The organism is Sorangium sp. So ce124 (genome assembly GCF_051525235.1).
GTDB classification, from domain to species: domain Bacteria; phylum Myxococcota_A; class Polyangia; order Polyangiales; family Polyangiaceae; genus Sorangium; species Sorangium atrum.
In genome coordinates this window covers 9,420,962-9,446,852 of the sequence record NZ_CP150312.1, presented here as the reverse complement: position 1 = coordinate 9,446,852, position 25,891 = coordinate 9,420,962, and the positions used below count along the sequence as shown (strand labels likewise).

The window sequence follows — 25,891 nt, the reverse complement described above, 5'->3', positions numbered from 1 at the left end:
CGATCATGTCACCAACACCGACGGTCTGTGAAGGGGTTCCGGCAATCGGCGCGAGTCCGGCCGCAGCGCCCACGACGTCACCGCCAGCGCGAGGACCACGAGCGGCGCGACGATGTGGCCGGCGTTGCTCGTGGAGTCGCTGGCGCCGACGGCGGCCCAGGCGAAGGCGGCGCCGGTGAGGTCGAACACGAGGCCTGCATACGCCCACTCCTTCAAGCGCGGGAATCTCGGCGCCAGCAGCGCGAGCGCGCCGAGGATCTTCCAGATGCCGAGGAACGTGACGAAGTGCATCGGGTAGCCGAGGCGCACGAAGCCGTCGACGCTCGCTGGCGCGTGGAGGACGTGGGCCACGCCGCCGGAGACCATGGACGACGCGACCAGGCCTGTGGTCGCCCAGTAGGCCACGAGCCTTGCCCGGCTCATGAGACCCTCTCGAGCAGGTCGACGAGCTTCCCGCCCATCATCTTCCAGCCGTAGCGCGCGCCGGCGAAGTTCTGCTTCTGGTCCGGCTTGAAGCCCGATTGCACGAGGGACAGGCGCGTGCCCGACGCCGTTGGCGTGAGCGTGAAGGTCACGACGGTCTCCAGGAAGGGGACGCTCCACGTGTAGCTGAGCTTCCGATGTGCTTCGATCTCGACGAACCGGCAATTCACGGTGCCGTCCCAGCCGGGGTAGGGCTGCGTCTTGAGCGTGAACGCCGCCCCCGGCTCGAGCTGGAGGCCGATGGTGGGCAGGAGCCACTCCGCGAGCAGCGCCGGTTCGGTGAGCGCGCGCCACACCTTTGCCGGCGAGTGCTTCAAATCGAACTCGAACGAGATGGATTCGGTCTGCGATTGTGCGGTCGTGTCGGTGAGGTTCATTCGTCCATTTTCTCCAGCAATTGTTCGAGGCGATCGACGCGCTCCGTCCAGAAGGCGCGGTAGTGCGTGATCCAGTCGACGAGCGGCTTCAACCCGCGCGGCTCCACCCGGTAGTAGACACAGCGCCCCTCGCGCCGGCCGCTCACCAGGCCGGCGTCTTTCAACGTGGCGAGGTGCTGCGAGATCGCCGGCTGCGAGATGTCGAAGCGCGCCGTGAGGTCCTTCACGGCCGCTTCGCCACGCGTGAGCGACTCGAAGATCGCCCGGCGGCTGGGGTCTGCCAGCGCCTGGAAGATCTTGTCTTCGAGCACGGCCGCGCTCTGCATGGACGACTTATAAGCAACGGCTTATTGATTGTCAAGCGCGCGGATCGGGCCGCCCGGGAGCGTCGGAGCAAGGGGCATGCTCTTTGCGCTCCTCCTCTCGCTCTCGTCGACCGCGCGGCGCGGCCAGCGGCGGTCGAGCCCGTTGGTCGGTCGGGTTATCGCGCGAAGGCGGAGCTCAGCGCGGCGGATGCCTCCGCGAGGGCCCTCTTTCCCTCGTCCAGGAGGTCGGCCATCGCCATGAACCCGTGCATCATGCCGTTGTAACGCCTCACCTCGGCGGGGACGCCTGCCTCCCGCTGCGTACGCAGGGGGACGAACGCGCTCCTACCGTGATGAGGCGTGGGCGTGGTGCGCATCGACGCGGCGAACGGCCGCTACGTTGCCGCCGACGCGCTGCGCTGGACCATCGATCGGCCGGCGTACGGCGAGGCCGTGCTGCTCGAGGGCACGACGGCATCCGCGGTTGGCCGCAGGGCCCTGGACGTGTCCCCCGCGAGGCCCGTACCGGTGGCAGGAGCCCGACGCCGACGCTCAGACGCCTGCTGTGTGGGCCGCGGCGCCTCCGTGGGCTGCCGCCTCGGCTTCTGCAGCTGCCGTGAGCCGCATGTGCCTGCCGAGTCCGACGTAAAACGCCATCTCCATCATCAGCCCCATGGCCACATCGAACGGGCCGGTCGCGTCCGTCACCAGGTCGAGGAGGCCAGCAACGACATAAGCCACGACCACCGGGAGCATGAACATCACCGCGAAGCGTAAAGTGTACACCCAGCTGAGCGACACGTACCTCTCGATGAAGTGATGGCCCCGGTCACCACCGTTGAGGTGATAAGCCCAGATCGTACCCAACACCATCACCGCGATGTTCACGCCGGTCGCGATCGCGTCCCACGCGTTTTGAGGTATCGAGTCCTCCAGGAGCAAGGGCACCGCCCCCGTGAGAAGCACGAAGCCCAGGAGATAGCCGAACCGGGCCCGCTCGGACGAGGTCCCGTCAACCAGCGCAACCCGGAGCGCCTTGATGTTCCAGAAAAACATGTCCCACCCGACCAGCTCGCAGGTGTAATGCATGCCGTTCGCCCGCGCGAGAGCCAGCACGAACCCGCCGTGCACCACGGACATCCGCGAGCGGTCGGAGGGTCACGTGTGCCCTGGTGCTGAACGAGGGACTTGCGCAGCGCCCGGCGTCGATACGACGCGGTGCGCGGCGGGGATCACCATGAAGTCCGCGGGCAGGCGATGAGGCTACAGTTCGTGAACGTGTGCCCGTCCGAGGTCGTGTAGGTGTTGCAGAGATCGCACGCGGGGAGCAACGGATTGTCGAACGTGGGGCAGTCGAAGCGGCGCTGCTTGTAATAACGCGATGTCTCGCCGTCGGCCTCCCGGTAAATCGGGTCGCACTCCCAGTTCACCCAGCCCACGACCGTCGTGTAGGACGCGTCGCTGTAGTACGTGCGGAAGTAGCCGCTCGACGGCAGCGGCTGCTGCGCTGACTCGACGATCTCACCCTCCTCGCCGGCGGGATCCTCGCCGGCAGGATCGGCGCTCATCACGCAGCCGGCGAAGGTGGCGGAGGCGACGAGCGAGGCGAGGACCAGGCGAATCTGCTGAATCATGGGTAGCTCCTTCTTGCGAGGCGAGAGGCACAGAGAAAGCACGACGGCTGCGGCGATCACCACTTCGCCGTCGCGCTGGGGGCCCTCTGTGCCAACGTCTGGTGAGACAGGCTCCCCCTGGAAATCTGTGGTGAGAGGGCGGAGAATGGACCTGACCCGTGCCGAAGCCTTCCCATCTCCGATCCGTCGATCCTACCCTCGCCCCAGCGGCGCAGGGCGCTGCTCCACGCGCGAGTGGCGTCGCCGTCGAGACCATGCCGAAGGCGGGCAAGAGGCGGAAGTTCTCGGCGGCTGAGAAGCTGCGCATCGTTCGTGAGGCGGCCGCATGCACCCAGCGCGGCGACATCGAGGCGCTGCTGCGCCGCGAGGGCATCTACAGCTCCCTCCTAACGGCGTGGCGCAAGCAGCTCGCCCTCCACGGCAGCGAGGCTCTCGCGGGGCGCAAGCCCGGCCGCAAGCCGAAGCAGGACGCGAAGGACCGGCGCATTGCCGAGCTCGAGAAGCGCTCGGCCCGACTCGAGGAGAAGCTCGCGCTCGCGGAGAAGCTCATCGATCTCCAAAAAAAAGTCTCTGCCATTCTGGGCATCAATCTCACGAGCGACGAAGAGCGCTGATGGACGCCATCGAAGAGCTCGATGACCCGCACGTCCCCATCGCGCAGGCGTGTGCGACACTCGGCATCAGCCGCGCTACGCTCTACCGGCAGACGCAGCCCGCGAGGCCACCGGCGTTGCAGGGGCCCGTTCCGAGCCCACGCCGGCTCAGTGACCCCGAGCGGCAAGCCGTGCTCGATGTGTTGCACAGCGACGAGTTCGTCGACCAGCCCCCGCCGGAGGTCTACGCGACGCTGCTGTCGCGCGGCGTCTACCTTGCCTCCATCCGCACGATGTACCGCCTGCTCGCGGCGTCCGGCGAGAGCGGCGAGCGACGCGCGCAGCGCGGGCCGATGAAGCATGCCAAGCCGACGCTCACCGCCACAGCCCCCAACCAGATCTGGACGTGGGATATAACCAAGCTGCGCGGGCCGCTGCCCGGGGTCTTCTACTGCCTGTACGTCGTCCTCGACCTGTTCAGTCGCATGACCGTTGGCTGGCTGCTCGCCGAGCGCGAGAGCGCGAAGCTCGCCGAGCACCTCTTCGCAGAGACGGTCGCCCGCCACGGCGTCGAGTTCGGCTCGCTCACGGTGCACGCCGACCGCGGCTCCGCGATGAGGTCGGAGGGGCTCGCTCAGCTCCTCGGCTCGCTCGGCGTCGTTCGTAGCTTCAGCAGGCCTCACGTCAGCGATGACAACGCCTTCTCCGAGTCGCAGTTCAAGACGCTCAAGTACCAGCCCGACTATCCGGACCGCTTTGCCTCGCTGGCGCATGCACGAGCGTGGTGCCAGGAGTTCTTCAGCTGGTATAATGACCTTCACCAGCATTCTGGTCTTGCTCTCTTCACACCTGCTGATGTATTCTACGGCCGCGTCGAAGATATCGCGGCTCGGCGCCAGGTCGCCCTCGACACGGCCTACGCCGCGCATCCGGAACGCTTCCCGAACGGTCCGCCTGTCGTCCGCAGGCCGCCCGCTTCGGTAGCCATCAACCCGCTGTCCGTCGACGACGCTGCCGACGAGGCCGCGGCGCCGCCACACACGGCAACGACCAGCGTCGCGCCCGAGCCCGTCGCTGCGCCAACCGCCGAGACGCAGCGGCCGCTCGGGTGCCAGAGCCGGAACGCGTCCCTCAACGCGATCCACTCATAGAATTCCCGTCCGGCCTGTCTCAAACCTGTTGGCATTTTCCGGGGTCATTGCAAGGAGAGGACCAAACGGCGACGCGCGTGCTCCCCGGTCACGATCGCCGCCGGCGCGCGCCGGGGAGCGGTGAATTGAGCGATCCTTGCGCAACTTGCGCAACTTGCGCCGAGGGCGCGCTACGGCGCGTCGCGACCGACGAGCGCCATGGGCGTGGCCCCCTGGCGCTCTCGCCAAGGTCGACGATGCTGGGCGCAGGGCGGCGGCTGCCCACGGCTCAGAGCCTGGGACGGTGCTCTGCAAGCCGGCCTCGGCCCGCGTCGACGATCGCGGCCCGCGTCGCTCAGGATGCGTCGGCGTCGCCTTTTGCAGGAGCAGCGCGCGACGATTTCACCCAGGCGTCGGGCAGCAGGTCGTCGAGCCGAACGCGTGGCCAGGCGCTGGAGCGACAAACAGGCTGAAACTGCCTGAAAAGCGCAGAATTTTGAACGCCAAGGCGCCACAAGACGCCATGAGACGCCAAGGTATCTTGTTATTCTCATGGCGTATTGTAGCGCCTTGGCGGTTCATTTCTCGCTTGAGCAACGTGATCGCTGTTCTAGGATCATGGCGGTGCCTGTTCTCGAGGCCCAGAGCAGGGCCAACTCGTGTCGGAGCGGGGGCCCTTCTGGCTGGGGGATGCACGTCATCTCTTCGAGATTTGGGCGCGTCTCTATCGGAAGTATTTACAGGAAGGCGAGAAGGTTCCTGGAGATGCCCCAATTCCCACCTTCACGCTGGCCAGCGCTGAGAAAGCGCTTCCTATCACGACCCATCCAACGGCAGCTTCGCGGCCACATCTGTGAGTCGTGCGGCGCCGCTTCCGGAAGTCTGAAGGCCGCTTTATGAGACCGGCGAAGAGAGCGCTGCCTGCAGCTCGTTTGCTGGCTCTCTTTGAGGGGGGTCCTATGCAATTTCTCGTGTACCGTTCTGCGGGCATGGCCGCTGCCAGTGTCGCCTTCTTGTTCGCGTCTCACGGTCTGGCCCAATCTGTGCCGAGTGGACCAGTTCAGGTGATCTCGGAGAACAGCGGCCTGTGTCTGGATGTGCCGGGCTTCAGCACGAGCCCTGGTTCCACTCTTCAGCAGTGGGGATGTAACGGCGGCAACAACCAGCGATTCTCGCTGGTGGGCGCGGGCGGCGGCAATTACTTTATTGTCGCCACGCAAAGCGGCCTGTGTCTGGATGTCCCGAACTTCAGCAGGAATTTCGGGACGACCGTCCAGCAGTGGGGATGCAACGGCGGCAGCAATCAGCGGTTCTCGCTGGTGAGCGCAGGCGGGGATAACTATTACATCGTTTCCGAGAACAGCGGCCTGTGCCTGGATGTCCCGGGCTTCAGCAGGAATTTCGGGACGACCATCCAGCAGTGGGGATGCAACGGCGGCAACAACCAACGTTTTCGTCTCGTTCCATAATCCGCTAGGAGCGCTGCGAGGGCGCACCGTGGGCCGGCGCGACGAGCGACCGGCCCTCGCGGCTGTAGCGAGTCGGGTGCGACGAAGGGTCAGGCCTCGGGTTCGTGGCAAACCGCTTCGATGTTGTGCCCGTCCGGACCAATGACGAAAGCCGCATAGTAGTTCGCGTGGTAGTGCGGGCGCAGACCAGGCGCGCCATTGTCTTTGCCACCCGCCTCCAGCGCCGCGCGATAGAAAGCTTGGACTTGCTGGCGATTCTCGGCCGTGAACGCCAGGTGAAGATGCGCCGGCTTTTCCTCGGTTTGGTACAGGCACAATGATACATTACCCTTCGAGCTAAGCTCGACACCGTACGTCGGCGGCCCCTCCGAGACAACAGCTACGCCGAGCGGTTCGAGCGCCTTGAGGAAGAACGCCTTGCTCGCTGCATAATCGCTGACTCCGAATTTGACGTGGTCAAACATGATTTCTCCTGCGTTGCTGTGTTGGCGAGCGCGCCAGAGTTCACGATCGCTCCGACGGCCCTCGCGATCTGGTCTCCTCCGTTCATTCGTCCCCTCGATTCGTTCCATGTCCGGTCGACGTCGCGATCAGCTGCGTCGCAGGGCCTGGCGGCCGGTTATAGCATGTGGACGGCGAGGCACCGCGGCCAACCTCCATATACCCGCGAATACGGTCGCGACGCTCCGCGGCCTTCAGGGAGGAGCACCCGGAGCGTGCGCGTGGTACCTTGGCCCGCATGAAGGAGGCCGGCCCCTCGGGGCTCAGGGAACGCAAGAAGGAGCGCACGCGCGCGCAGATCATCGAGACCGCGATCGAGCTCTTCTTGAAGAACGGCTACGAGCAGACGACCCTCGATGACGTGCTCGGGGTGGTCGAGGTCTCGCGGAGGACGTTCTTCCGCTACTTCGAGTCGAAGGAAGACCTCGTGATCGCGTGGATGGACCAGTTCATCGAGGCGGCGCGCGAGGCGGTGCGGGCGCGCCCGCGGAGCGAGCCGCCCGTCGTGGCGCTGCGAAACGCCCTCAAGACGATCGTGAAGCTCCACGAGGGGAATCTGCCCCGCTTCGCCCTGATCCAGCAGTTCGTCGCGCGGACGCCAGCGATCCGCGCGAGGCAGCGCGAGCGGCTGGGACACTGCGGGGAGGAGATCTGCGAGCCGCTGGCCGAGCGCATGGGCCTGGACGCGCGGCACGATCTCGCGCCGCGCGTGCTGGCGAGCTGCGCGATGGCGGTCGTGCAATCCGCGATGGACGCGTGGGTCGCGCGCGGGGCCACCGAGGACCTGCCGGAGCTCGTGGACGAGGCCTTCCGGACGCTCGCACGCGAGTTCGGCCGCGGTGGGAGCGGCACCTCGCCGCAATGAGCGCCGGCTCGGTCGTCTCCGCCTGAGGCGCGCCCCCGGTTCGTCTGCGGGCGAGGAGCGCTCGCGAGAGGAAACGCGCCTTCTTGACAAATGCCACTCAGGGGCTATTGTGCCTGAGTAGCTGCTTTCAGTCGCGTTCCGGCGCTTGATCGCTCCACGATCCCGCGATCGAAGGGGGCTCAGCGCGCCTTTACAGCTTCCGTTTGGATCGACCTTGCCGAACCGCTTGGCCGAGGCGGCCAGGTCTGACCTGGCGGCGGATGCTCACGATCGCGCGACGCCAGCGCATGAGACCCTCCATGGCACCTCGGCGCGCGGCGGCGCTGGCTTGCTTCTGATTCAGCTTCGAGGGGTGTCAGACCGTCGGCGGCTGGCTGGACAATGCCGGTCACGACAAGAAAGGAATCCTATGGCAAGGGTATTGATTACCGGGTGCAGCAGCGGGTTCGGCTTCGAGGCAGCTAAGGCGTTCCGAGCGCGTGGGGACGAGGTGTTCGCCGGCGTGCGCGACTTGAGCGGAAGAACCGTCGGCGAGTTGAGGGAGCTCGGCGTGACGCCGGTCGTGATCGATGTCACCGACGACGTGGCTGTCGAGCGCGGTGTCACCCAGGTGCTGGCGGCAGGCCCGCTCGACGCGTTGGTCAACAACGCGGCGATCTTCCTGCGCGCTGCGGTCGAGGAGACGTCGGACGCCCTGGCATACCGCATGTTCGAGACGAACTTCTTCGGTCCGCTGCGGATGAGCAGGGCGGTGCTGCCCTCGATGCGCGCCCGAAGACAAGGGGTGATCGTCAATGTGTCTTCGGTCGCCGGGTTCCTCGCAATGCCGGGGCACGGCATCTACGCCGCGACAAAATTTGCGCTCGTGGGCATGTCCGAAGCCCTCTACCATGAAACCAAGCCGTTCGGCGTCCGCGTGCGGGTCGTGGAGCCCGGCGCCTTTCCAACGACGGAGATCTTGCGCAAGGCTCTGGGAGCGGCGCGTCACTTCGGATCTCCTTACCAGGCCCACCTGGACGCCTTCGAGTCGGCGATGAGCTCGTTCCAGAAGGCCGCACCGGCGCCGGACGAAAGCCTCGTGATCGAGGCCATCTGGCGCGCGGTGCACGAACCGGAGACGCCGTTCCAGCAACCCGTTGGCGCCGACGCGCAGGCCGTGGCGGCCGCCCGCCGCGCGCAGCCATTCGAGGCCATCGAAGCGATGATCCAGCAGACGCTCGGGCTCGGGTCGGCGTCGTAGATCGAGACCGAGGACCCTCGTTCAGTGGAAGGCGAAGCGGTCGACCGTGATCTTGTAGCTGAGTTGTTCACCGCGCTCGATGCGGCCACCGAGCGATATGTTGTGCTCCTCGCCGCTCGTCGCCACGTACTTCGCGTCGGCCGCCACGAAGGTGCACGCACCCTCGATCGGCTGCGGGCGCTCGGAGAGGCAGCCGTAGCCGTCCTCGGCGACGGGGCGACAGACGCGGGTGTCGATCTTCAGCGCCTCGACCTCCGCGCGCGAAAACAGGCGCTCCTCGTAGGTGATCTTCATGGGCTCCTCGCAGCGAACGTAGATGGGCAGGTACTGGTGCTGCGCGTCCCGGTACACGACGCCGTCTTCGATCTCCTCGCGCGTGCCCTCGGCCACGTCCAGATAGCCCTTCAGGCGGACCGGCGCCTCGACCGCGGCGGGGAGACCCTCGGCGGGCATCGCCTCGGCGTGCGGGTGATCGCCGGCGTAGACGAGGACGTTGAGGAAGCGTTGCCGCGCGCCGTCCCCGGCGGGGTCGAAGATCTCGCTGACCGCGTCGCAGCGTGCGGCCTGCTCGGCGGAGTGGCTCTCCATGTTGTCCCCGATCGACCCGAACCCGAGCGCGTAGACGCCCACGCTCGCGCCCCAGCCATTGTCGTCCTTGGACGCGGCCAGGCCGGCGGCGTCGTTGTTTGGGGCGATCCAGAGGTTGTTGGTGGTGAGCGCGGGGACGTGCGTCAGCGAGCGAACGAGGGAGCCGTTGTCACCGCAGCCGCGCCCGATCTGTTCATAGGTGGTGTTTACCTCCGCCGGAGTCGACGGGGTTGCCGGCGCCTCGGTGGGCTCGGCGATCGTGTCGCCGTCCGATCCGCCGCAGCCCGCGACGAAGATGAAAGGAGCCCCCACGAGAACCAGCGAACGAAAGAAGTTCCTCATGACGGCGGTGCGAGCAAAGCTCGTACCTCTCCGATCCATGCGGATTTTCCGTCCAAATCGCAGCGGGAGACGCGACGCGTGAACGGGGCGCCACACCGCGGCCGCTTACGACGCGGCCGGCGTCATCGACCTCGCCGCCGAGCGTACCGCGGCGCCGGACGATAGCCTCGGGGTCGACTGGGGCAGGTCGCGGCGAGAGTTGCGTCGGTATCTACCGGCCGGCTAGGCGCTCGGCGAGCGTCCATAGCTCGATCCCCAGGGTGCGGTCGTTCAGCAGGGGAGAGCCCGCCGCGGGCTGGTTGCTCGCGAAGTACTCGCCGTGGATATCACGCTCGGTCGTCGCCAGATGCACGAGGCGCTGCGCGCCCTGGGCCGGCGTGTCGAGGAACGGCGCGGCGAGGACCTTCAGGGCGGCGCCAGCGGCGCCCAGGTAGCGGCCGAAGTCGGAGGCGATGATGCCGGGGTGGAAGTCCGCGACCACCACCTGCGGGTGTCGCCGGCCGAATTCGCGCAGGAGGATCCCCGACGCCAGCTTGGCGCGCGCGTAGACCTTGTGAGGCCCCAGTCCCGCCGTGCTGGTTGAAATGCGGGTGAGGGTCTTGGAGGACAGGGTAGCCCCGGTGTGGGAGCGCGAGGACGTGGCGACGACCCTGCCACCCGTCAGGCGTGGCGCGAGCAGGCGCATCAGCAGCCACGGGCCGAGGGTGTTCACCTGGAAGATGGGCTCGATACCCGAGCTGGTGGGTTGCCTATCGGCGGGGATCCCGCCGGCGTTGGCGGCGAGCACGTCGATGCGCGGCAACGTGCTGAGGAGGTCGTGGGCGAGGCGCCGCACCTCGTCGAGGCGGGTGAAATCGACCGAGTGGCCGCGCACGCCGAGCTCGGCGCAGAGGGCCGCGGTCTTCTGCGGCGAGCGCCCGACGGGGACGACGCTTGCGCCCCGGCGCCGCAGCTCCCGGGCTGCCGCCGCGCCGATGCCCGAGCTGGCGCCCGTGATCACGACGATCTTGCCATCGAGAGAGCTCATCTCAGGTCCCTCGTCGCGAGGCGCCGCTGAGGACCACCCGGCGGCCAGCGAAGGCGTCGTCTTCAGCGGCGGAGACCAGAAACTGGGCGACGTCGTCGCGAGCGATCGCGAGCTGGCCGGGAGCGCGGAGCTCCGCGGAGACGCTCCAGCCCGAGGAGGGCGCCGCGTCGGTCAGCCGGCCGAAATACGCCACGGTCCACGCCAGACCCGAGCGCGCGAGGATCTCCTCGGCAGCGTCGAAGTCGCGGTAGTCCCGGCGGATCAAGATGCGAATGGCCGCGCGGACGAGGGGCGATGCGTGGGCATTGCTCTGGCCGGCGCCCCAGGCCAAGGGCATGACGATCCGCGATACGCCCTGCTCGCGCATGGCGGCGACCAGGTTGCCGGCCGCGGCCGCGACGATCGCCGGGCCGCGCTTGCCCTTGAGCCACAGCGGGTTACCCAGCGCCGAGAGCACCGCGCCGTGCCCGGCGATGGCCTCGCGAACCCGCGCTGGCTCGTCGGCGACCGCGCCGATTCGAACGGACAGCCCGGGTCGCTCGACGATCGCCCTTGGATCTCGCACGAACGCGGTGACCTCGTGGCCGCGTCGTAGCGCCTCCGCGACGACCCGCTGCCCCAGGCGCCCGTTGGCTCCGACAACGAAGATCCGCATACCTATCTCCTTGATTCGGGGCGACACCCGCAGCCATCCAGGTGAAATCTGGAGTCAGCCATGGGGCGCAGTCCCCGCGTCGCCCTCGATCTCGCGCTTCAACGTCCGATCCAGCGCGAAGGTCCCGCCCGGTACGAGCGACGCGAGGAGCGCCATGAGCGAACGGCGACGCGGCCAGTCGCGCTCGGTGGCCGCGCGAAACAGCGCGGAGACGAAGAGGAGAAAGAAGAGCCCGTGGGCGCTGCCGGCGATCCGGACCGCGACCGGCAGGCCGAAGACGTATTTGAGCGGCATCGCGACGGCGAGGAGGACCAGGAACGACAGCCCTTCCAGGAAGCCGACGACGCGCAGGGTGCGAAGCGCGCTCATGATCGGACGTCAGACCAGGTGGGCCGAAAGACCATCATCAGCAGCACCACGAAGAGAGGGGCAAAGGTCGAGACGAACGCGCCGAGCGTGCGCCGGTCGCGCGCGACGCTGCGAACGAGGGCGAGCTGCGAGACCAGCGACAGGACGAGCCCTGCGATGACCCAGAGCTCCATCAAAGGAATCTGCAGCTGCGTGGTCATCAGGTATCCCGCGATCCACGTGACGACCAGCCCTGGGGAGGCCACGGCGTGGATGGCGCGTTTGCGATCGGCGTGCGCCGTGGCGACGAAGCTGCCAATGAGGCCGCCCGCGTACAGGATGACGCCCAAGAACTTGATCAACCGTAGTATCTGGTAGGAGGGCATGAGGGGGATCCATGGCGCGGCGCGAGGCGCTCTTCACGGTTCGCCTTCTCGGGATGACCACGACGGCTCCGAGACGTGAGGCGGTCGGAGGGGCTCGCAAACGAGGGGATGCCCCGGATGCCAGTGGCATCAAGCCGTCATCGCTCGGCAGTTGGCACAGCCGGGATATGGCACAGCCGGGACGGTCCCGCGAGGGGCGTTCGTGCCAATCTTCGACGACTTCTGGCCAGCCCAACGTCCCCAACCCGCGCCGGATCATAAAACCGTTGGCATGAAGTGGATAATCAAGCATCTTTCAGCCATGCACGCCGTGGCTGTGGTCGCGATGGACGGGGTCGTCCCGTTCGACCTGTCGACGCCCTGCGAGGTGTTCGGGCGTGTCCGGCTGCCCGGGGGTCGGGCCGGGTATCAAGTCCGTGTTTGCGGGGTGACGCGCGAGGTGAGCGCCGGAGCGTTCGATCTCCGGGTGCGCTGCGGCCTCGACGAGCTGACGCGAGCGGACACCGTCATCCTTCCGGGCATCGCCGAGGTGAGCGTCCCGGTCCCGGAGGCGCTCTTGCACGCGGTCCGCGCCGCGGCGGCCTCGGGCGCCCGCGTCGCCTCCATCTGCACCGGGGCGTTCATCCTCGCCGCAACCGGGCTGCTCGACGGGCGCCGCGCCACGACCCACTGGCTCGCGACGGACGAGCTCGCGCGCCGCCACCCGGCCATTCGCGTCGACCCGAAGGTGCTCTACGTGGATGAGGGGCAGTTTCTGACGTCGGCGGGCGCCGCGGCGGCGCTCGACCTCTGCCTCCACATGGTGCGGCTCGACTACGGCTCGGCCGTGGCCGCGGACACGGCGCGGCTCTCGGTGATGCCGCTCGAGCGCGACGGGGGGCAGTCGCAGTTCATCCTCCACGAACCGCCCGCGCCGGACGGCTCGTCGCTCGAGCCGCTGCTGCGGTGGATCGAGGAGGTCCTCGACAAGCCGCTCACGCTCGAGGACATCGCGCGGCGCGCGGCCCTCAGCGTGCGCACGCTGAGCCGCCGCTTCCGCGAGCAGACCGGCACCACGCCGCTCCAATGGCTGCTCCGGGCCCGCGTGCGCCGCGCGCAGCAGCTGCTCGAAACGACGGAGCACTCGGTGGAGTCGATCGCGGCGAGGGTCGGGTTCGGCTCGCCGACCGCCTTTCGCGAGCACTTCCAGCGGCTCGTGACCACGAGCCCGCAGGCGTACCGCCGCGCCTTCCGCGCCGCGCCGATCAAGGCGAACGGACGCCGGGGGGCGAGCGTGAAGTCGAGCGCTTCTTGAGCGCTGGATCGGGCGAGGCGCCCCGCGCTCCCCCGTCGCAGGCGCATTGACAGTGTGGACATAACTGCGGGTTGGACCACCGTGGACGTCGCCTGCCGGTGGGAGAACGGTGCGCGCATCCGGAAAGGGGAGGAAAACATGGGAGACGGCTTGAAGAAGGCGAGTGCGCTCGTGTTGTGCGGCGGGCTGGCAGCGATGCTCGTGTCGGCATGCGACTTGTCCTACACTTGTGACACAGTGGAGCCGGGAAGCGCGGGTGCTGGAAACCCGACAGAATCCGTCGGGGCGGGAGATTATCTCGAACCAGGCGACGAAGAGGTAGGCAGCGAATCGTTCGAGCTGATGGCGGGGTGCACGCCGCTCAACAAATGCACCCTGATGTACGAGGATTGCATCGCAAAGGGCTATCCATGTACGCGTCTGGTTGAAGGGAGAAAGACTATGTGTGCCATCTGCCAGGACAATTGCTTCAAAGGTGATCCGTACAAGTTTAGTCAATGTTATGAGTGTGGGTTCTATTGAACATGGCAGAAGCAGCCCTCATCCGTGCGGCGACTCATGTTGCCTTCGATACGCCAACGACAGAGCGTCTGGTGCAACTGGGTGCGATTAGCGTCGTGCGTGCATCTGACTGCCTAATTGTCGGGCCGAGTCGCCGGGATCCGAGCGAGCATGCCCAGGCGCGTAAGGCGTGGTTTTCTGTGCCCGAGGGACGTTCGGATACCGATGATTCAGGCGAAAAGTGGGATCGGCTCTATTCGTCGGACGTTCGCTGGGAGCCGCCCGTCGTCTTGTGGGTGTCGGCAAGTATCCACGAGCGGGTGAACCTCTGGAGGGCTTGTAGCTGGTTGCGTTATTTGGGGTTCTCGCATCACGACATCTTTGTTCTCGATTTTGAACCAGCTCCACCATCGAGAGCAGCGAGCCGTGAGGTGTTGACTCGTCCATTTACCTGTTCCGAGTCCGTGTCTGATCATGCTGACGAGGTTCTCCTGGACCGCCTTAGCAAGGCGCGCCCTTGGTCGGGGGATCGCTACGAACGTGCCATTCGACTCTGGGAGAGCTACGTCGACGAGAACCCCTTACCGTTCGTCGAGAGCTGCATCACGGGCGTCGAGGGCTTTGCAGAGCTCGCTCCCTCGTGGGCGCTTCTCTCGTGCTTCTTCCCAAGAAAGACCGCAGAAGGATGTCTGCGTCTCAGTCGATTTGACGAGATTGTCTTTGCCCTCCTATCGTCTGAGTGGCAGACCGCCTTGGCATTGGCCGTCCACAAATCGGAAACGCGAATGCACCTGTGGCATCTCCTCTCCTGTACAGGTGACATGTTCCTGGAAGATCGTCTGGAGCAATGGGCAAATCACGATTTAGGCGCCGCCGTCGAGTCCGCTCCTGGCCCGAAGCCACTTGGCCACCCGATGCTCTCGAGGGTGTACCGCCTCACCGAACATGGGATGCAGCTCCGAGACACAGGGCTCGACCAGCTCACGGATGCGCCGAGTCTGCCCATAGCCGGAACCGAGGCGTACTCGGCTTCAACCCCCTGGGTGTTGTGCGAAGATGGCCGGCTCGCTCGGCTGTGAGGGGTAGCCAGGCACGGTGAAAATACTTTGAGGCACTGTCCCCCCAACGGGACATGAACCTTATAGTCCCGTCTGACGCTAGGAACGACGGAGTGGTCTAATGGCGGAAAATACTATCGTTCACGTGCTGCGGCGTGAGTGCGTAGTCGCTGAACGTCGAGGCGTTCTTTTGTCCGTTTTTGGGGAGACATTCACCCTTGATACCGTGCGAGAGCTGCGCAGCCCGTGCCCTCGCGCTACCCGCCGCGCCCGTTTCGGATGGTCCCACCTACATTCAGCCACGCAGCAATCCAGCATCGCCAAAATTCGTCAGGTCACACGCAGGGCACACAAAAAGCAGAAGACACGGCTCTCGCCGTGTCTTCTTGGTGGAGGCGCCGGGAATCGAACCCGGGTCCGCAAGGCATCCAGTCTACCTTCGTTCACGTGCGTAGTCGCCATGCGCCGGCGACGGCGTTCGTAGATTCGGCTACGACCTATCCCTCACTGAATCTCGGCCGCGTTATCGAGGGCGTCCTCACGCGACCCAGCCCTGTGGTTGACACCCTTAGAGTACTAGGACGACCTTCTCCTCGGATGGCTTAGCGGTTATTAGGCCGCGACAGCGTATGCGTTGTCGTTCGCACTTGTAACGTCCCGCTTGATAGGCGGAGCAGGAGCCGCCAGCACGCAGACAGACCTTCAGTCCCCACGTCGAAGCCGATCGCCCCCTCGTGGTTCGTTCAGACGGACCGAATATTGCTAGAAACCGTGCTGCCGTCAACCCTTCGGTGTCAGATCGTTCCGTCGCTGACGCCGTCGCGGACGGCGCCGTGCGCCGGTCGAGGCCGTTCCCGTTCGGTTCTTCCGGATTTCCTGCCGGCTGCTGCCACCACGCGCCTCCACCGGCCTTGGCCTCCGCCCCTTTCCTCGCCCTCCTGCACCTGCCTCAATCTGCTGCCGCCTGCCCGCCCGCTCGCCCCGCCTGCCGCTCTGGTCGGGCCGCTACCTGCTCGGCCCCCCGCTGACCTTGCCCGCGCGCCTGCCGCCCTCGACGGCTCCTCGGGCTCGGCTATCTGGTTGGCCCCCCGCTGACCTCGCCCGCGCGCCTGCCGCTCTCGACGGCTCCTCGCGGCTCGGCTAAGAAGCCCGCGAAAAGGAAAAGGAGTCGGGCAACTTATGGCGAGGATGGTCCAGTGCGTGAAGCTCGGCCGTGAGGCGGAGGGGCTGGAGAAGCCGCCGCTGAAGGGCGAGCTGGGCAAGCGGATTTTCGACAACGTCTCGAAGGAGGCGTGGCGGATGTGGCTCGAGCACTCGAAGATGCTCATCAACGAGTACCGCCTCGACCTCATCTCCGAGGCCGGCCAGCGGATCTGGATGACCGAGCTCGACAAGTACTTCTTCACCGGCGGGAACGAGGCCGCGCAGCTCCCGCCCGACTACGTGGCGCCCAAGGACAAGCCGGAGTAGCCGACCCGCCCGCCGCGGCGCTGCCCGGCAGCCGTCCCACCCGCCCTCGGTCACCAACGTGGTCGTGGACGTGAACGTGGTCGTGGACGTGAACGTGGTCGTGGTCGTTCACGGCCTATCGTTGACGACCACGACCACGACCACGACCACGACCACGTAAACGTTCACGACCACGTTCGGATGTAGGAGAATGTGGCGCGCTCTTGGTTAACCCCAGGGCCGCTCCCCCTCCGCCCCTCAGGGCAGCGGCCCCGGCGCCGGCAACGCCCCTCCGCCGCGCACGTACTCGATCAGCGCCGCCGCCATCTGCTTGTCGACCTTCTCGCACTTCGCGGTGACCGCCCCCATCGTCGCGCCCTTGCACTCTCTCTTCCGCTCGATGATGAGCTTGCCCGTCTTCTCGTCGGCCAGGAACGCGTCGCGCGTCTTCTGATCGAGGCTCTTCCACGGGATCGCCGCGAACTTCGGCTTCGGCGGCACGTGCTGCCGGACCTCCTCCGCCATCAGCGTGGCGCACGTCCCGTCCCATCGCAGGACCTCGTATCCACCCCCGGCTCCGCTCACGACCATGCCCCCCGTCTCCGGCTCCCGGTGATAGAGGATCAGCACCTCCTCATCGAAGACCAGCTTGTCGTTCGAGGACGACCCGCCAGAGGCGTTCACCGCGTCGGTGTCCCGCGTCAGGTACCCGCGCGTGAACGGCGACCCCTTCGCGAACAGGGTGAGCGCCACGTCCGGATGGAACCCGCTGCAGAGGCGCTTCACGAACGCCACCGGCGGCAAACACTCGTTGCCCCGCTGCTCGCACGTCGTCGGGATCTGCCGTGACGCCTCGGCGGCTGCGTCATCCTCCTTCTTCGCACCTTCACCCTCCGCCGCCTCGCCGCCCTCCTTCGCAGCCGGCGCCGTAGATGCCACCTCGGCCTCCGCACGATCCGGCTCCGACGGAGGAGGCGCCGCGCCACCACAAGCGGCCAGGGTACCCACCAGCACAAGCGCAAACGAGCTCTGGACAGATCGCATGGCCGACGAACCTACCGGAGCCAGCCCGCCCCTCCGCATGGAAAAACAACGTCGACCCGCGACGCAATGCGCCAGCGCGGCGTCAAAACACGTGGTGCATTGGCAGGAGGCCCGCCGCTGCCCGCAACGCAATGCGCTGAACGCCTCGAAGGATTCAAATTTCCGACAGCGCTTGACATCAGCATCCCATCAGCAGAGTCTGAGCTGATTCCGGCAGGAGGTGGTCGTGCTGGATCTTTCTTCGTCGGCATTCTCGTCATCGTGTGTTGGGGGTTCGCGTAAGTGCAAGTCTCACACGGGTGCTCGTCGAAGGCGACGGCGAGTGTCCGCTGCTCTCGGAGGGTGTGTGATGGTCGCCGCCAGTGCTCTCCTCGCGGGCTGCAGCGCGGCCGGGGAGCAGTTCGATCCGCCGGCGAGCACCGGCGAAGTGCTCACGGGCGCGGGCGGCGGCTCCGCCTCGGGCGTCTGGACGAGCTCGTCGGGCTCGCCGGACGACCCGGGCGAAGCCGGCGGCGGCTGGCCGTCAGGGAAGCTCGGCCCGCCGTATCCCATCGTCCTCGCTCACGGCTTCTTCGGATTCGAGGACTTCGCGGGCGCGGGATACGTCAGCTACTTCTACAACCTCAAAGAGGCCCTCGCCGAGAGCGGCGAGACGGTCTTCACGCCCTCCGTCGACCCGTTCAACAGCTCCGAGGTCCGCGGCGCGCAGCTGCTCGCGCGGATCGAGCAGATCCTCGCGGCGACAGGCCACGAGAAGGTGAACATCATCGCCCACTCGCAGGGGGGGCTCGACGCCCGCGTTGTCGCGCACGACAGGCCCGATCTCGTCGCCTCCATCGTCACCGTCGCCACACCCCACCTGGGCTCCAAGGTCGCCGACGTGGCGCTCGAGCTCGTCGCCGACGAGCACCTGCAGGACATCCTGGACGATCTCATCAACGCCATCGGCGCGCCGCTCTACGATCAGATAGGCAACGAGACGAGCGTCTTCGCGGCGCTCGAGCAGTTCTCGACGCCCGGCATCGCGGAGTTCAACGCGAGGTTCACCGATTCTCCCGGGGTGTACTATGCCTCCTTCGGCGGGCGGACGAACCGCGCGCGCGGCGGCAGGGACTGCTCGACGCTCAATCCAGCGCCCTTCGTCGCGCAGTTCGACGACGGCCTCGATCCGGTCCACCCGCTGCTGTCGCTGACCGAGACCCTGCTCGACGGCGGCATCGGCGAGTCGTTCCCGAACGACGGCCTGGTCCGCGCGCGGGACGCGCGGTGGGGGGACTTCTGGGGCTGTATCCCGGCCGACCATTTCGACGAGATAGGCCAGCTCTTCGGACAGAGTCCTGGCGACGGGAACCCCTGGCTCTATCTCGACTTCTACCGCTCCGTGATCGCGCGGCTCCGGCAAGAAGGCTTCTGACGAGCCCGCCGTCGTCCACGCTCGCCGCTCGCCGCTCGCCCGCGCTCGCTCCGCCGAAAACCGCCCCGAGCGGCGACCTCTCCACTACCATCACCCGCCGATGCTCAAGGCGCCGCTCACCTGCTCGCTCCCGCTGCTCGCCCTGCTCAGCGCGGCGTGCAGCGGCGACGTGCGCCGGTTCCCCCTGCGCGATCCGGTCTGGCGCGACGCCGACCTGAGCCCCGTCTCGTTGCCCTGCCGGCCCGATCCCGAGGCGCCCAGCGACGATCCGCAGCACCGCCTCTGCTCGCCCGCGCCCTACGAGTCCTCGTTCGCGTGGGACGCCGCCGACAACCTCGTCTTTCGCCCGGTGACCCGGTTCTTCGCCGTGGATCCAGGGGGCGAGGCGGTCAACGTGAACAGCGTCGACGAGGTGCCGGACTCCAGCTGGTTCACGAACCGGATCGGCAAGCGGCCGCTCTCCGTCGAGGAGCTCGTGCGCGGGCCGTGCGGCGACAAGACGCTGGATCCCGAGGCGCCGGACGGGTCCTGGGTCATCGACATGGGCAAGCCGAACGGCGCGAACCCCGGCTTCCGGATCAAGGTCGAGGGCGTCGGCAAGTTCATGCTCAAGGCCGACCCGTCGGACCAGCCCGAGCGGGCCACCGGCGCGACCGCCATCGCGGCGCGCCTCTACCACGCCGCCGGCTTCTGGGCGCCGTGCGACAGCGTTGTCTACCTGAAGCCGTCGATCCTGAAGCTGGCGCCCGGGCTCACCGTGACCGACAACAGCGGCGTCGCCAGGCCCTTCGATCAAGCGGCGCTCGACGGCGTGCTCGCCAAGGCCTCGAAGCGCGGCGACCGGGTCCGCATGGTCGCCTCGCGCTGGCTCCCGGGCCGCGCCCTCGGCCCGTTCAGGTACGAGGGGACCCGGGAGGACGATCCGAACGACGTGATCCCGCACGAGGACCGCCGCGACCTGCGCGGGGGGCGCCTGCTCGCCGCCTGGCTCAACCACTTCGACTCGCGCGAGCAGAACTCGATGGATGTCTGGCTCGCCGAGGACCCGAAGGACAAGGACGCGTCGCCAGGCCACGTGCGCCACTACTACATCGATCTCGGCGACTGCTTCGGCAGCGAGTGGGAGTGGGAGGAGATCTCGAAGCGCCTCGGCCATGCCTTCTACTTCGACGCCGAGTACGCGCTCCTCGACTTCGTGACGCTCGGCATCCCCGAGCGCCCCTGGGACCGGGCGAGCCACGACCCGCAGGGCGACATCTTCGGCTTCTTCAGCGATCGCGACTTCCGGCCGGAAGCCTGGCGCGGCGGCTACCCCAACCCGGCCTTCGGTCGGATGACCGAGCTCGACGGCGCCTGGGCCGCCCGGGCGCTCGCGCGCTTCACGCCGGAGCTCATCGAGGCTGCCGTGCGGACCGGCGACTTCACGGCGCCACGGCACACGGCGTTCCTGATCGGCAAGCTCCTCGCGCGACAGCGCGCGATCATGGCGCGGTACCTGACGCGCCTGTCGCCCATCGCCGACGTCGCCCTGGCCTCGCCGGCGGCGCTGTGCGGCGTCGATCTCGCGCGGCGCACCGGCGTCGCCCGCCCGCAAGACCTCCGCTACGAGGCCGCGATGTACGCCGGCGAGTCGCTCGCCCTGCACACGCGGCCGGTCGTGCGTCCCTCGCCGGACGGCGGCGTGTGCCTGTCGCTTCCCCACATCGCCGCGGACGGCGGCGCGCCCGACGACGCGCCCTCGCGTTATGCCATCATCGATGTCCTGAACGGGCAGGCGCCCGGTCCGCTGCGCGCCCACCTCTACGACCTCGGGCCGCGCCGCGGCTATAGGCTAGTCGGCATCGAGCGCCCCGACGAGGCCGAGCCGCCCAACTGAGGTCCTCACCCCGACAATCCCCTCATCTTGTTGGCATTTCTAGAGAGAAATTGAACAGGGAGGCGGGGAGACGGGGAGATTTTTGGGATTTTACTCCCCGTCTCCCCGCCTCCCTGTGAATTCCCCCGAAAAGTTCGAGGGGATGCTTCAGATCCCCACCGGACATTCCCCTTGCTCGATCAGAAGCCGTGGGTCGCGCCGACCATGAACCGCAGCTCCTGGAGGCCCGCCCCCTGCTCGAAGGTCTCGGTCGCCGAGCCGATCAGGACATCGATGGAGTGGTCGCGCTCGCCGCTCGTGCGCAGGCCGAGCACGAACGACATGCGGAGCAGGTCGAGATCGAAGCCGCGGAGGTGCTCGCCGAACACGTTGCCCGCGGCGACCTGCATCGTGCCATCGACGAACGCCCAGATCGGATAACGGTACTCGAGCGTCGCCGCGGCGGCGCTCCGCCCGCGGAGGCGCCCTTCGCGGAAGCCCCGCATCGGCGCGTCGCCGCCGAGCTCGGCGAGCTCGGTGAAGGGGACCTCCGCGGGGCCGAGCGGGTCGGCGAAGGCCGCCGAGAGGACGAGGCTCACGACGCGATCGTGCCCGGTGAGGTCGACGAACCCGCCCAGCGAGCCGCCGTAGCGGATCCACCGGCTCTCCAGCGGCCGCTCCAGGTCGGTGGCGTGCTCTCCGGAGAGCTCCAGCCGGACGCCGTTGCCCCGCGCAGGGCGCGGCCGGCGCGAATCGAGGCCTGCGCGGGCCCCGATCCGGTAGGCCGTGTACCCCGTGTCGTACGACGGGGGCATCGGATAACGGCCGTGCGCGACCCGGAAGCCGACCGTCGGTTTGCAGCAGATGTCGTGGAAGTCGACGGTCTTCGCGCCGGTTGTCGCCTCGACGAAGCTGAACGCGCCGAAATCGGCGTGGAGCGTCGCGGTCCCCTCGACGCTGCGGGCGTTGTAGCGGGCCCAGTCGCGCTCCAGCGAGCTCGGGCCGATCCCGGAAAACAGCCAGTCAGGCCGGATGTCCCCCTCGCCGCGGAGCTTCAGGTGAGCGCGCCCGCCGAGGGGGATCCGGTCGGCCACCGTGAGCCTCCACCAGTCGATCCCGCCGGTCGCGGCGTGGACGCGGAGCTCGTTGCCGGGGACGAACAGATCGTCATAGAAGAAGTAGACGCCGACGCTCGCGCGAAAGCCGAAGTCGAAGAGCGCCGTCGGGACGATGCCGATGTTGTCGTTGGGCCCGAAGGTGAAGATGTCCTTGAGCTCCTTGATCCACTCGCCCTGCTCCGCCGCGACGGTGAGAGCGCCGAGCGGCCGCCGGACCAGGTACTCGCTGGCGAGGTAAGCGGGGAAGAACACGACCCGCGGCACCCAGAGCAGCACGTCGCCGGCGCTCGTCGCCTCGTCCGGGCGACCATCGTAATCCGGCACAGGGCGCTTCGCGCCGGACGCCGGCGGCGCCGCCGCAAGAGGCCGCGGCGGCGCAGCAGGCTCAGCCGATGCGCGAGGAGCCGCCGGCGGAGCCCCCGGGAGCACGGGCGGCGGCATAGCAGGCTCAGCCGATGCGCGAGGAGCCGCCGGCGGAGCCCCCGGGAGCACGGGCGGCGGCATAGCAGGCTCAGCCGATACGCCAGGAGCCGCCGGCGGAGCCCCCGGGAGCACGGGCGGCGGTGTGGCGCCCTCTGCCTGCGGCGCGGCCTGCGCCTCGGCGCACAGCGACAGCGCGGCGCAGCTCGCGAGCGCGGCCGCGCGTCGCCGAAAGGCCGTGCCGAGCGCGCGCGTCGGTCCCTCGTCGTTGGTGCCCAATCCGCCTCGCCTCTCGCACGCAAACACGTCGCGGCGCGGGAGCATAGCGGAGTTCACGACCCGAGAGACGCCTGTCTGCGCGGCGCGCGCCTGTCGAGCGTCCACGCGACGGCGCGGCGGACGCGGCGGTTCACACGCACGGCCGCGAGAGGGAGGTTGCCGGCCGGGACCAGGCTCGATAGCCTCGCGCGCTCGGGATCGGTCCTGTTCCGGTTCCGGTGCCGCCAGGACGGCGGGGTTCCCGGGATGGAGCGGCGGGTGGCGAGCACAGGAGAGAACGAGACACGGGCCCGGAGCGTGCTTCACAGGCTCCTCTCGATCTTCGCCGAGGTGAAGCCGCGCGAGGTCTTCAGCGTCCTCGTCCTCACGCTGAACGTATTCCTCCTGCTCACCGGCTATTATCTCCTCAAGGTCGTCCGCGAGCCGCTGATCCTCGCGGGCGGCGGGCTCGAGATCGGCGGGCGCCGGCTCGACCTCGACGGCCCCGAGGTGAAGGCCTACGCGGCGGCGGGCCAGGCGCTCCTCCTCGTGGGCGTGGTCCGCGCCTATGGCGCCCTGGCCAGGCGCTTCGGGCGCATGCAGCTCACCACCGCGCTCACGCTCTTCTTCGCCGCGAACCTCGTCCTCTTCTTCGTCCTCGCGCGCCTCGGCGTCCCCCTCGGGGTGCCCTTCTATCTGTGGGTGGGCTGCTTCAACCTCACCGTGATCGCGCAGTTCTGGTCGTTCGCCAACGACGTTTATACGCCGGAGCAGGGCAAGCGGCTCTTCGCCATCGTCGGCATCGGGAGCTCGCTCGGCGCCATGTTGGGCGCGCAGATCGCGAAGCGCGTCTACGTGCCGATCGGCCCGTACAACATGATGCTCCTCGCGGCGGGCGTGCTGCTCGCCTGCCTGGGGCTCACCTACCTCGTCCACCGCGACGACCTCGCGGGCTCGAAGGGCGCCGCGGACAAGGCCGACGCGCCGCCCGGGGGCGCGGCGGGCGGCTTCAAGATCATCGCGCGCGACCGCTATCTCCTCCTCATCGCCGGCCTGACGCTCGTCCTCAACTGGGTGAACTCGACCGGCGAGTACATCCTCGATCGCACCCTCATCGAGTCCGCCACGAGCGCGCTCGACCCGGGAAGCGAGCAGCGCGGCGCGTCCGAGCCGGCCCCCGCCGGCGCGGCCCCGGGCGCGCCGCTCGCGGCGGGCGCGCCGGTCTACCTCGTCGATCCGCAGGCGTCGCGCCTGCTCGAAGGGAAGATCGCCGCCGTCAAGGGCGGCGCGTTCGACGTCGAGGCCGGCGGCAAGATCGTCGAGGGCGCCGAGGCGGGGCTCGTCCACCCGCGCACCGAGAAGGGGAAAAAGGCGGCGCTCGGCGCGATCATCGGGACCTTCAAGGGAGATTTCTTCTACTGGGTCAACACGTTCGGCGTCGTCCTGCAGCTCTTCTTCGTCTCCCGCATCTTCAAGTACCTCGGCGTGCGATTCGCCCTGTTCATCCTCCCGGCCATCGCCCTCCTCGGCTACGCGTCCCTCGCCGTCCTGCCGGCGCTCGCCGTCGTGCGCGTCGCGAAGATCGCGGAGAACAGCGCCGATTACTCCGTCCAGAACACCGCGCGGCAGGCGCTCTTCCTGCCCGTCGGCCGCGACGCCAAGTACAGCGCCAAGGCGGCCATCGACACCTTCGTCGTCCGCGCGGGCGACGTGCTCGCCGCCGTGGGGGTGATCGCCGGCCAGGTGCTCGCGCTCTCCACACGCCACTTCGCGATGGTCAACATCGCCCTCGCGCTCGTGTGGCTCGGCGTCGTGGTCGGCATCGCCCGGGAGCACAGGCGGCGCGCCGCGGACGAGCCGGCGGCGCCGAAGTCCGATGACCGCGAGGCCGCGTAAGCCTCACGGCCGCGCGGCGTTCGCCTTCCAGCCCTCGTAGGCTTCCATCAAGGCCAGGTACAGCCAGCGGCCGATGACCTCGGCCCCCGCGCCCGACGGGTGCGCGAGGTCGGCGCCGCCGAGCCCGCGCTGGACCCAGATCCCCATCGAGCCGGAGCCGCCCATCGCGCCGAAGGTGTCGAAGTAGCCGCAGCCGACCTGCCCGGCCACCCTGCGCTGGATCGCCGCGAGCTTCGGGATCACCGGGCGGCTCCGGTACACATCGCCCTTCTTGTCGGCGCGATCCATCGGCCCCACGAGCAGGCACGACGACCCGGGCAGCGCCGCCGTCACCTGCTCGAGCACCGCCTTCATCGTCGACTCGACCTGATCGAGCGGGAACAGCTCGCCGTCCTCGCTCTCGTTCATGCCGTAGTGGAACACCGTCAAGGACGGGCTCCGCGCGCGCAGCTGCTCGGCGAAATGGGCGTCGTCGCTCTTGTCGAGGAAGCGGATGCGGCAGCCCTGGATGCCGATCGCGTCGAGCACCACCCCTGGCGTGTCCCGCTCCATCCAGACGCCGAACGCCCGCACCCCCGGGCCGTGCGCCCGCACCTCGATGGCGTGCGGCCCGTCCGGGACCTCGTAGGTCGCGATCCCCGAGGTGGCCGCGTCGGCCCGCGTGTCGATCATCTCGCGGCTCTCGCCGTCGATCTTGATCTCCATCCGCCCGCCCTCGGGGTGCTTCAGGTAATCGACGGCGAACCGCGACACCGCGCGCCCGAAGGTCCCGGACTCCGCGGTGCCGAAGCGCGAGAACACCCCCGCGCCCTGCGAGCGGAACGACACGCCGCCGAGCCCGTAGAGCCCGTCCTTGGCGAACGGGCCCACAACGCGGCTCACCTGCCAGCCCGGGCCGGCGAAGCGGACAACGTCGTTGTGGAAATATCCCGGCCAGGCGTTGGCCATCAGCATGAACCCGTGGCCCGCGTCCCCGAACCGCTTCTGCAGCTTGCGCCGCAGCGTCGCCGTCACGAAGTCGCTCGCCACGATCGAGTCGCCGAAGTAGGTGATGCGCGCGATCGACTGCGGCGCCTTGCGCTCCACCGCCGCGAGCGCGCGGAAGAACGGCGTCATCGCCTTGCCGCTCGGGTCCTCGATCGGCCGCGGCGGCTTGCCCTCGGAGGCGACAGCGGCCGGCACGAGCTCGGCGGCCGCGGCCGGCAGCGCGACCTCCTCGGGCTGGCGCAGCTCGGCCTGCTCGGTGGTCTCGGTGGCGAGCGTCGTCTCGCCGACCGACGCCACCGGCGCCGGCGTCGGGACCACGACGAGCCCCTCCCCCTCGGGCAGCGGCGTGAGCACCCGCAGCCGCGACAGGCTCGGGTGCGCGTAGGGGACGAGCGCGAGCAGGGCGAGCGTCGCCATCGCCCGCGCAGCCGGCGACGCGAGCCCGTTCCGCGCCGGCGAGGCCTCGGGGACGGGGCGCACGGGGCGCACGGCGCCTCCGCCGCGCTCCGCCGGAGGAACATCACGCCCGCCAGGCGGCGGCGCCTCGTGGACGTGTGCCTCGCGGACATCCGGCTCGTGGACGGACGGCTCGTGAGCCCTGGTGCTGCTCCTGGAGGTCATCGACGCACGCGGAAAGGACGATGGAAGCGCCCG

General features: G+C 68.2%; 26 protein-coding genes and 1 other RNA gene. 12 read left to right on the top strand and 15 right to left on the bottom strand.

Features of this window, described 5'->3' with window-relative positions; genetic code table 11:
• Positions 1-3: 3 nt before the first annotated feature.
• The 5 genes from WMF19_RS35555 to WMF19_RS35535 all read right to left on the bottom strand — a co-directional run bounded on the left by WMF19_RS35555 (position 4) and on the right by WMF19_RS35535 (position 2,799).
• Positions 4-423, bottom strand: coding sequence for a DoxX family protein (locus WMF19_RS35555; RefSeq protein WP_437894428.1), 420 nt, complete (start codon positions 421-423; stop codon positions 4-6).
• Positions 420-860 carry an SRPBCC family protein gene (locus WMF19_RS35550; RefSeq protein ID WP_437324236.1) on the bottom strand — a complete coding sequence of 147 codons (441 nt, stop codon included), beginning with the start codon at positions 858-860 and terminating at the stop codon, positions 420-422. Before WMF19_RS35550 ends, WMF19_RS35555 begins: the two co-directional genes overlap by 4 nt.
• Positions 857-1,186: an ArsR/SmtB family transcription factor gene (locus WMF19_RS35545; RefSeq protein WP_276596697.1), complete on the bottom strand. Its 330-nt coding sequence runs from the start codon at positions 1,184-1,186 to the stop codon at positions 857-859. Before WMF19_RS35545 ends, WMF19_RS35550 begins: the two co-directional genes overlap by 4 nt.
• A gap of 531 nt (positions 1,187-1,717) precedes the next feature.
• Complete coding sequence (locus WMF19_RS35540) at positions 1,718-2,296, bottom strand: hypothetical protein (protein ID WP_437894427.1); 579 nt, start codon at positions 2,294-2,296, stop codon at positions 1,718-1,720.
• Between the two features lie 101 nt (positions 2,297-2,397).
• Complete coding sequence (locus WMF19_RS35535) at positions 2,398-2,799, bottom strand: hypothetical protein (protein ID WP_437894426.1); 402 nt, start codon at positions 2,797-2,799, stop codon at positions 2,398-2,400.
• Positions 2,800-3,053: 254 nt separating this feature from the next.
• Here WMF19_RS35535 and WMF19_RS35530 point away from each other — a divergent pair, with 254 nt between their 5' ends.
• From WMF19_RS35530 to WMF19_RS35520, 3 genes are all read left to right on the top strand, one after another.
• Positions 3,054-3,413 carry a transposase gene (locus WMF19_RS35530; RefSeq protein WP_437894425.1) on the top strand — a complete coding sequence of 120 codons (360 nt, stop codon included), beginning with the start codon at positions 3,054-3,056 and terminating at the stop codon, positions 3,411-3,413.
• Positions 3,413-4,543 carry an IS3 family transposase gene (locus tag WMF19_RS35525; RefSeq protein ID WP_437894424.1) on the top strand — a complete coding sequence of 377 codons (1,131 nt, stop codon included), beginning with the start codon at positions 3,413-3,415 and terminating at the stop codon, positions 4,541-4,543. Before WMF19_RS35530 ends, WMF19_RS35525 begins: the two co-directional genes overlap by 1 nt.
• A gap of 938 nt (positions 4,544-5,481) precedes the next feature.
• Positions 5,482-5,991, top strand: a complete 510-nt coding sequence (locus WMF19_RS35520) for an RICIN domain-containing protein (RefSeq protein ID WP_437894423.1) — start codon at positions 5,482-5,484, stop codon at positions 5,989-5,991.
• An 89-nt stretch (positions 5,992-6,080) separates the two neighbouring features.
• On the opposite strand, the gene WMF19_RS35515 is transcribed toward WMF19_RS35520, so the two are convergent.
• Entirely contained in the window at positions 6,081-6,455 is a 375-nt protein-coding gene (locus tag WMF19_RS35515) for a VOC family protein (protein WP_437894422.1), read from the bottom strand.
• A gap of 275 nt (positions 6,456-6,730) precedes the next feature.
• On the opposite strand from WMF19_RS35515, the gene WMF19_RS35510 reads away from it, so the two are divergent.
• Positions 6,731-7,357 carry an acyl-CoA-like ligand-binding transcription factor gene (locus tag WMF19_RS35510; RefSeq protein WP_437894421.1) on the top strand — a complete coding sequence of 209 codons (627 nt, stop codon included), beginning with the start codon at positions 6,731-6,733 and terminating at the stop codon, positions 7,355-7,357.
• 409 nt (positions 7,358-7,766) lie between these two features.
• A complete protein-coding gene (locus WMF19_RS35505; RefSeq protein WP_437894420.1) occupies positions 7,767-8,597 on the top strand; it encodes an SDR family oxidoreductase in 831 nt (276 codons plus the stop codon).
• A gap of 21 nt (positions 8,598-8,618) precedes the next feature.
• Here the strand turns inward: WMF19_RS35505 and WMF19_RS35500 are convergent, their stop codons facing one another.
• From WMF19_RS35500 to WMF19_RS35480, 5 genes are all read right to left on the bottom strand, one after another.
• Positions 8,619-9,497 carry a hypothetical protein gene (locus WMF19_RS35500; RefSeq protein ID WP_437894419.1) on the bottom strand — a complete coding sequence of 293 codons (879 nt, stop codon included), beginning with the start codon at positions 9,495-9,497 and terminating at the stop codon, positions 8,619-8,621.
• A 241-nt stretch (positions 9,498-9,738) separates the two neighbouring features.
• Complete coding sequence (locus tag WMF19_RS35495; protein ID WP_437894418.1) at positions 9,739-10,554, bottom strand: SDR family NAD(P)-dependent oxidoreductase; 816 nt, start codon at positions 10,552-10,554, stop codon at positions 9,739-9,741.
• 1 nt (position 10,555) lies between these two features.
• On the bottom strand, positions 10,556-11,209 hold the full coding sequence (locus WMF19_RS35490; protein ID WP_437894417.1) for an NAD(P)-dependent oxidoreductase: 654 nt from the start codon (positions 11,207-11,209) through the stop codon (positions 10,556-10,558).
• 54 nt (positions 11,210-11,263) lie between these two features.
• Positions 11,264-11,578 (bottom strand): DUF3817 domain-containing protein, encoded by a 315-nt coding sequence (locus WMF19_RS35485; protein ID WP_437894416.1) that lies wholly within the window; start codon positions 11,576-11,578, stop codon positions 11,264-11,266.
• On the bottom strand, positions 11,575-11,943 hold the full coding sequence (locus WMF19_RS35480) for a hypothetical protein (RefSeq protein ID WP_437894414.1): 369 nt from the start codon (positions 11,941-11,943) through the stop codon (positions 11,575-11,577). Before WMF19_RS35480 ends, WMF19_RS35485 begins: the two co-directional genes overlap by 4 nt.
• Positions 11,944-12,244: 301 nt before the next feature.
• On the opposite strand from WMF19_RS35480, the gene WMF19_RS35475 reads away from it, so the two are divergent.
• From WMF19_RS35475 to WMF19_RS35465, 3 genes are all read left to right on the top strand, one after another.
• Positions 12,245-13,237, top strand: coding sequence for a GlxA family transcriptional regulator (locus WMF19_RS35475; RefSeq protein WP_437894412.1), 993 nt, complete (start codon positions 12,245-12,247; stop codon positions 13,235-13,237).
• 138 nt (positions 13,238-13,375) lie between these two features.
• Positions 13,376-13,759 carry a hypothetical protein gene (locus tag WMF19_RS35470; RefSeq protein ID WP_437894411.1) on the top strand — a complete coding sequence of 128 codons (384 nt, stop codon included), beginning with the start codon at positions 13,376-13,378 and terminating at the stop codon, positions 13,757-13,759.
• A gap of 2 nt (positions 13,760-13,761) precedes the next feature.
• Complete coding sequence (locus WMF19_RS35465) at positions 13,762-14,817, top strand: DUF1835 domain-containing protein (protein ID WP_437894409.1); 1,056 nt, start codon at positions 13,762-13,764, stop codon at positions 14,815-14,817.
• Positions 14,818-15,183: 366 nt separating this feature from the next.
• Here the strand turns inward: WMF19_RS35465 and ssrA are convergent.
• Positions 15,184-15,528, bottom strand: a transfer-messenger RNA (tmRNA) gene (gene ssrA / locus WMF19_RS35460).
• 447 nt (positions 15,529-15,975) lie between these two features.
• On the opposite strand from ssrA, the gene WMF19_RS35455 reads away from it, so the two are divergent.
• On the top strand, positions 15,976-16,266 hold the full coding sequence (locus tag WMF19_RS35455; protein WP_272095228.1) for an oxidative damage protection protein: 291 nt from the start codon (positions 15,976-15,978) through the stop codon (positions 16,264-16,266).
• A gap of 237 nt (positions 16,267-16,503) precedes the next feature.
• Here WMF19_RS35455 and WMF19_RS35450 read toward each other — a convergent pair whose 3' ends face one another.
• Positions 16,504-17,184: a hypothetical protein gene (locus tag WMF19_RS35450; protein WP_437894408.1), complete on the bottom strand. Its 681-nt coding sequence runs from the start codon at positions 17,182-17,184 to the stop codon at positions 16,504-16,506.
• A gap of 454 nt (positions 17,185-17,638) precedes the next feature.
• Between WMF19_RS35450 and WMF19_RS35445 the strand changes: the two genes are divergently transcribed.
• Both WMF19_RS35445 and WMF19_RS35440 read left to right on the top strand, forming a co-directional pair.
• On the top strand, positions 17,639-18,703 hold the full coding sequence (locus WMF19_RS35445; protein WP_437793031.1) for an esterase/lipase family protein: 1,065 nt from the start codon (positions 17,639-17,641) through the stop codon (positions 18,701-18,703).
• A gap of 100 nt (positions 18,704-18,803) precedes the next feature.
• A complete protein-coding gene (locus WMF19_RS35440; RefSeq protein ID WP_437894407.1) occupies positions 18,804-20,579 on the top strand; it encodes a hypothetical protein in 1,776 nt (591 codons plus the stop codon).
• A gap of 179 nt (positions 20,580-20,758) precedes the next feature.
• Here WMF19_RS35440 and WMF19_RS35435 read toward each other — a convergent pair whose 3' ends face one another.
• Positions 20,759-22,000: a BamA/TamA family outer membrane protein gene (locus tag WMF19_RS35435; protein WP_437894406.1), complete on the bottom strand. Its 1,242-nt coding sequence runs from the start codon at positions 21,998-22,000 to the stop codon at positions 20,759-20,761.
• 633 nt (positions 22,001-22,633) lie between these two features.
• On the opposite strand from WMF19_RS35435, the gene WMF19_RS35430 reads away from it, so the two are divergent.
• Positions 22,634-24,250 carry an NTP/NDP exchange transporter gene (locus tag WMF19_RS35430; RefSeq protein WP_437894405.1) on the top strand — a complete coding sequence of 539 codons (1,617 nt, stop codon included), beginning with the start codon at positions 22,634-22,636 and terminating at the stop codon, positions 24,248-24,250.
• A gap of 3 nt (positions 24,251-24,253) precedes the next feature.
• Here the strand turns inward: WMF19_RS35430 and WMF19_RS35425 are convergent, their stop codons facing one another.
• The gene (locus WMF19_RS35425; RefSeq protein ID WP_437894404.1) at positions 24,254-25,858 is read right to left on the bottom strand and encodes a GDSL-type esterase/lipase family protein; all 1,605 of its coding nucleotides are present in this window, start codon (positions 25,856-25,858) and stop codon (positions 24,254-24,256) included.
• Positions 25,859-25,891 lie beyond the last annotated feature (33 nt).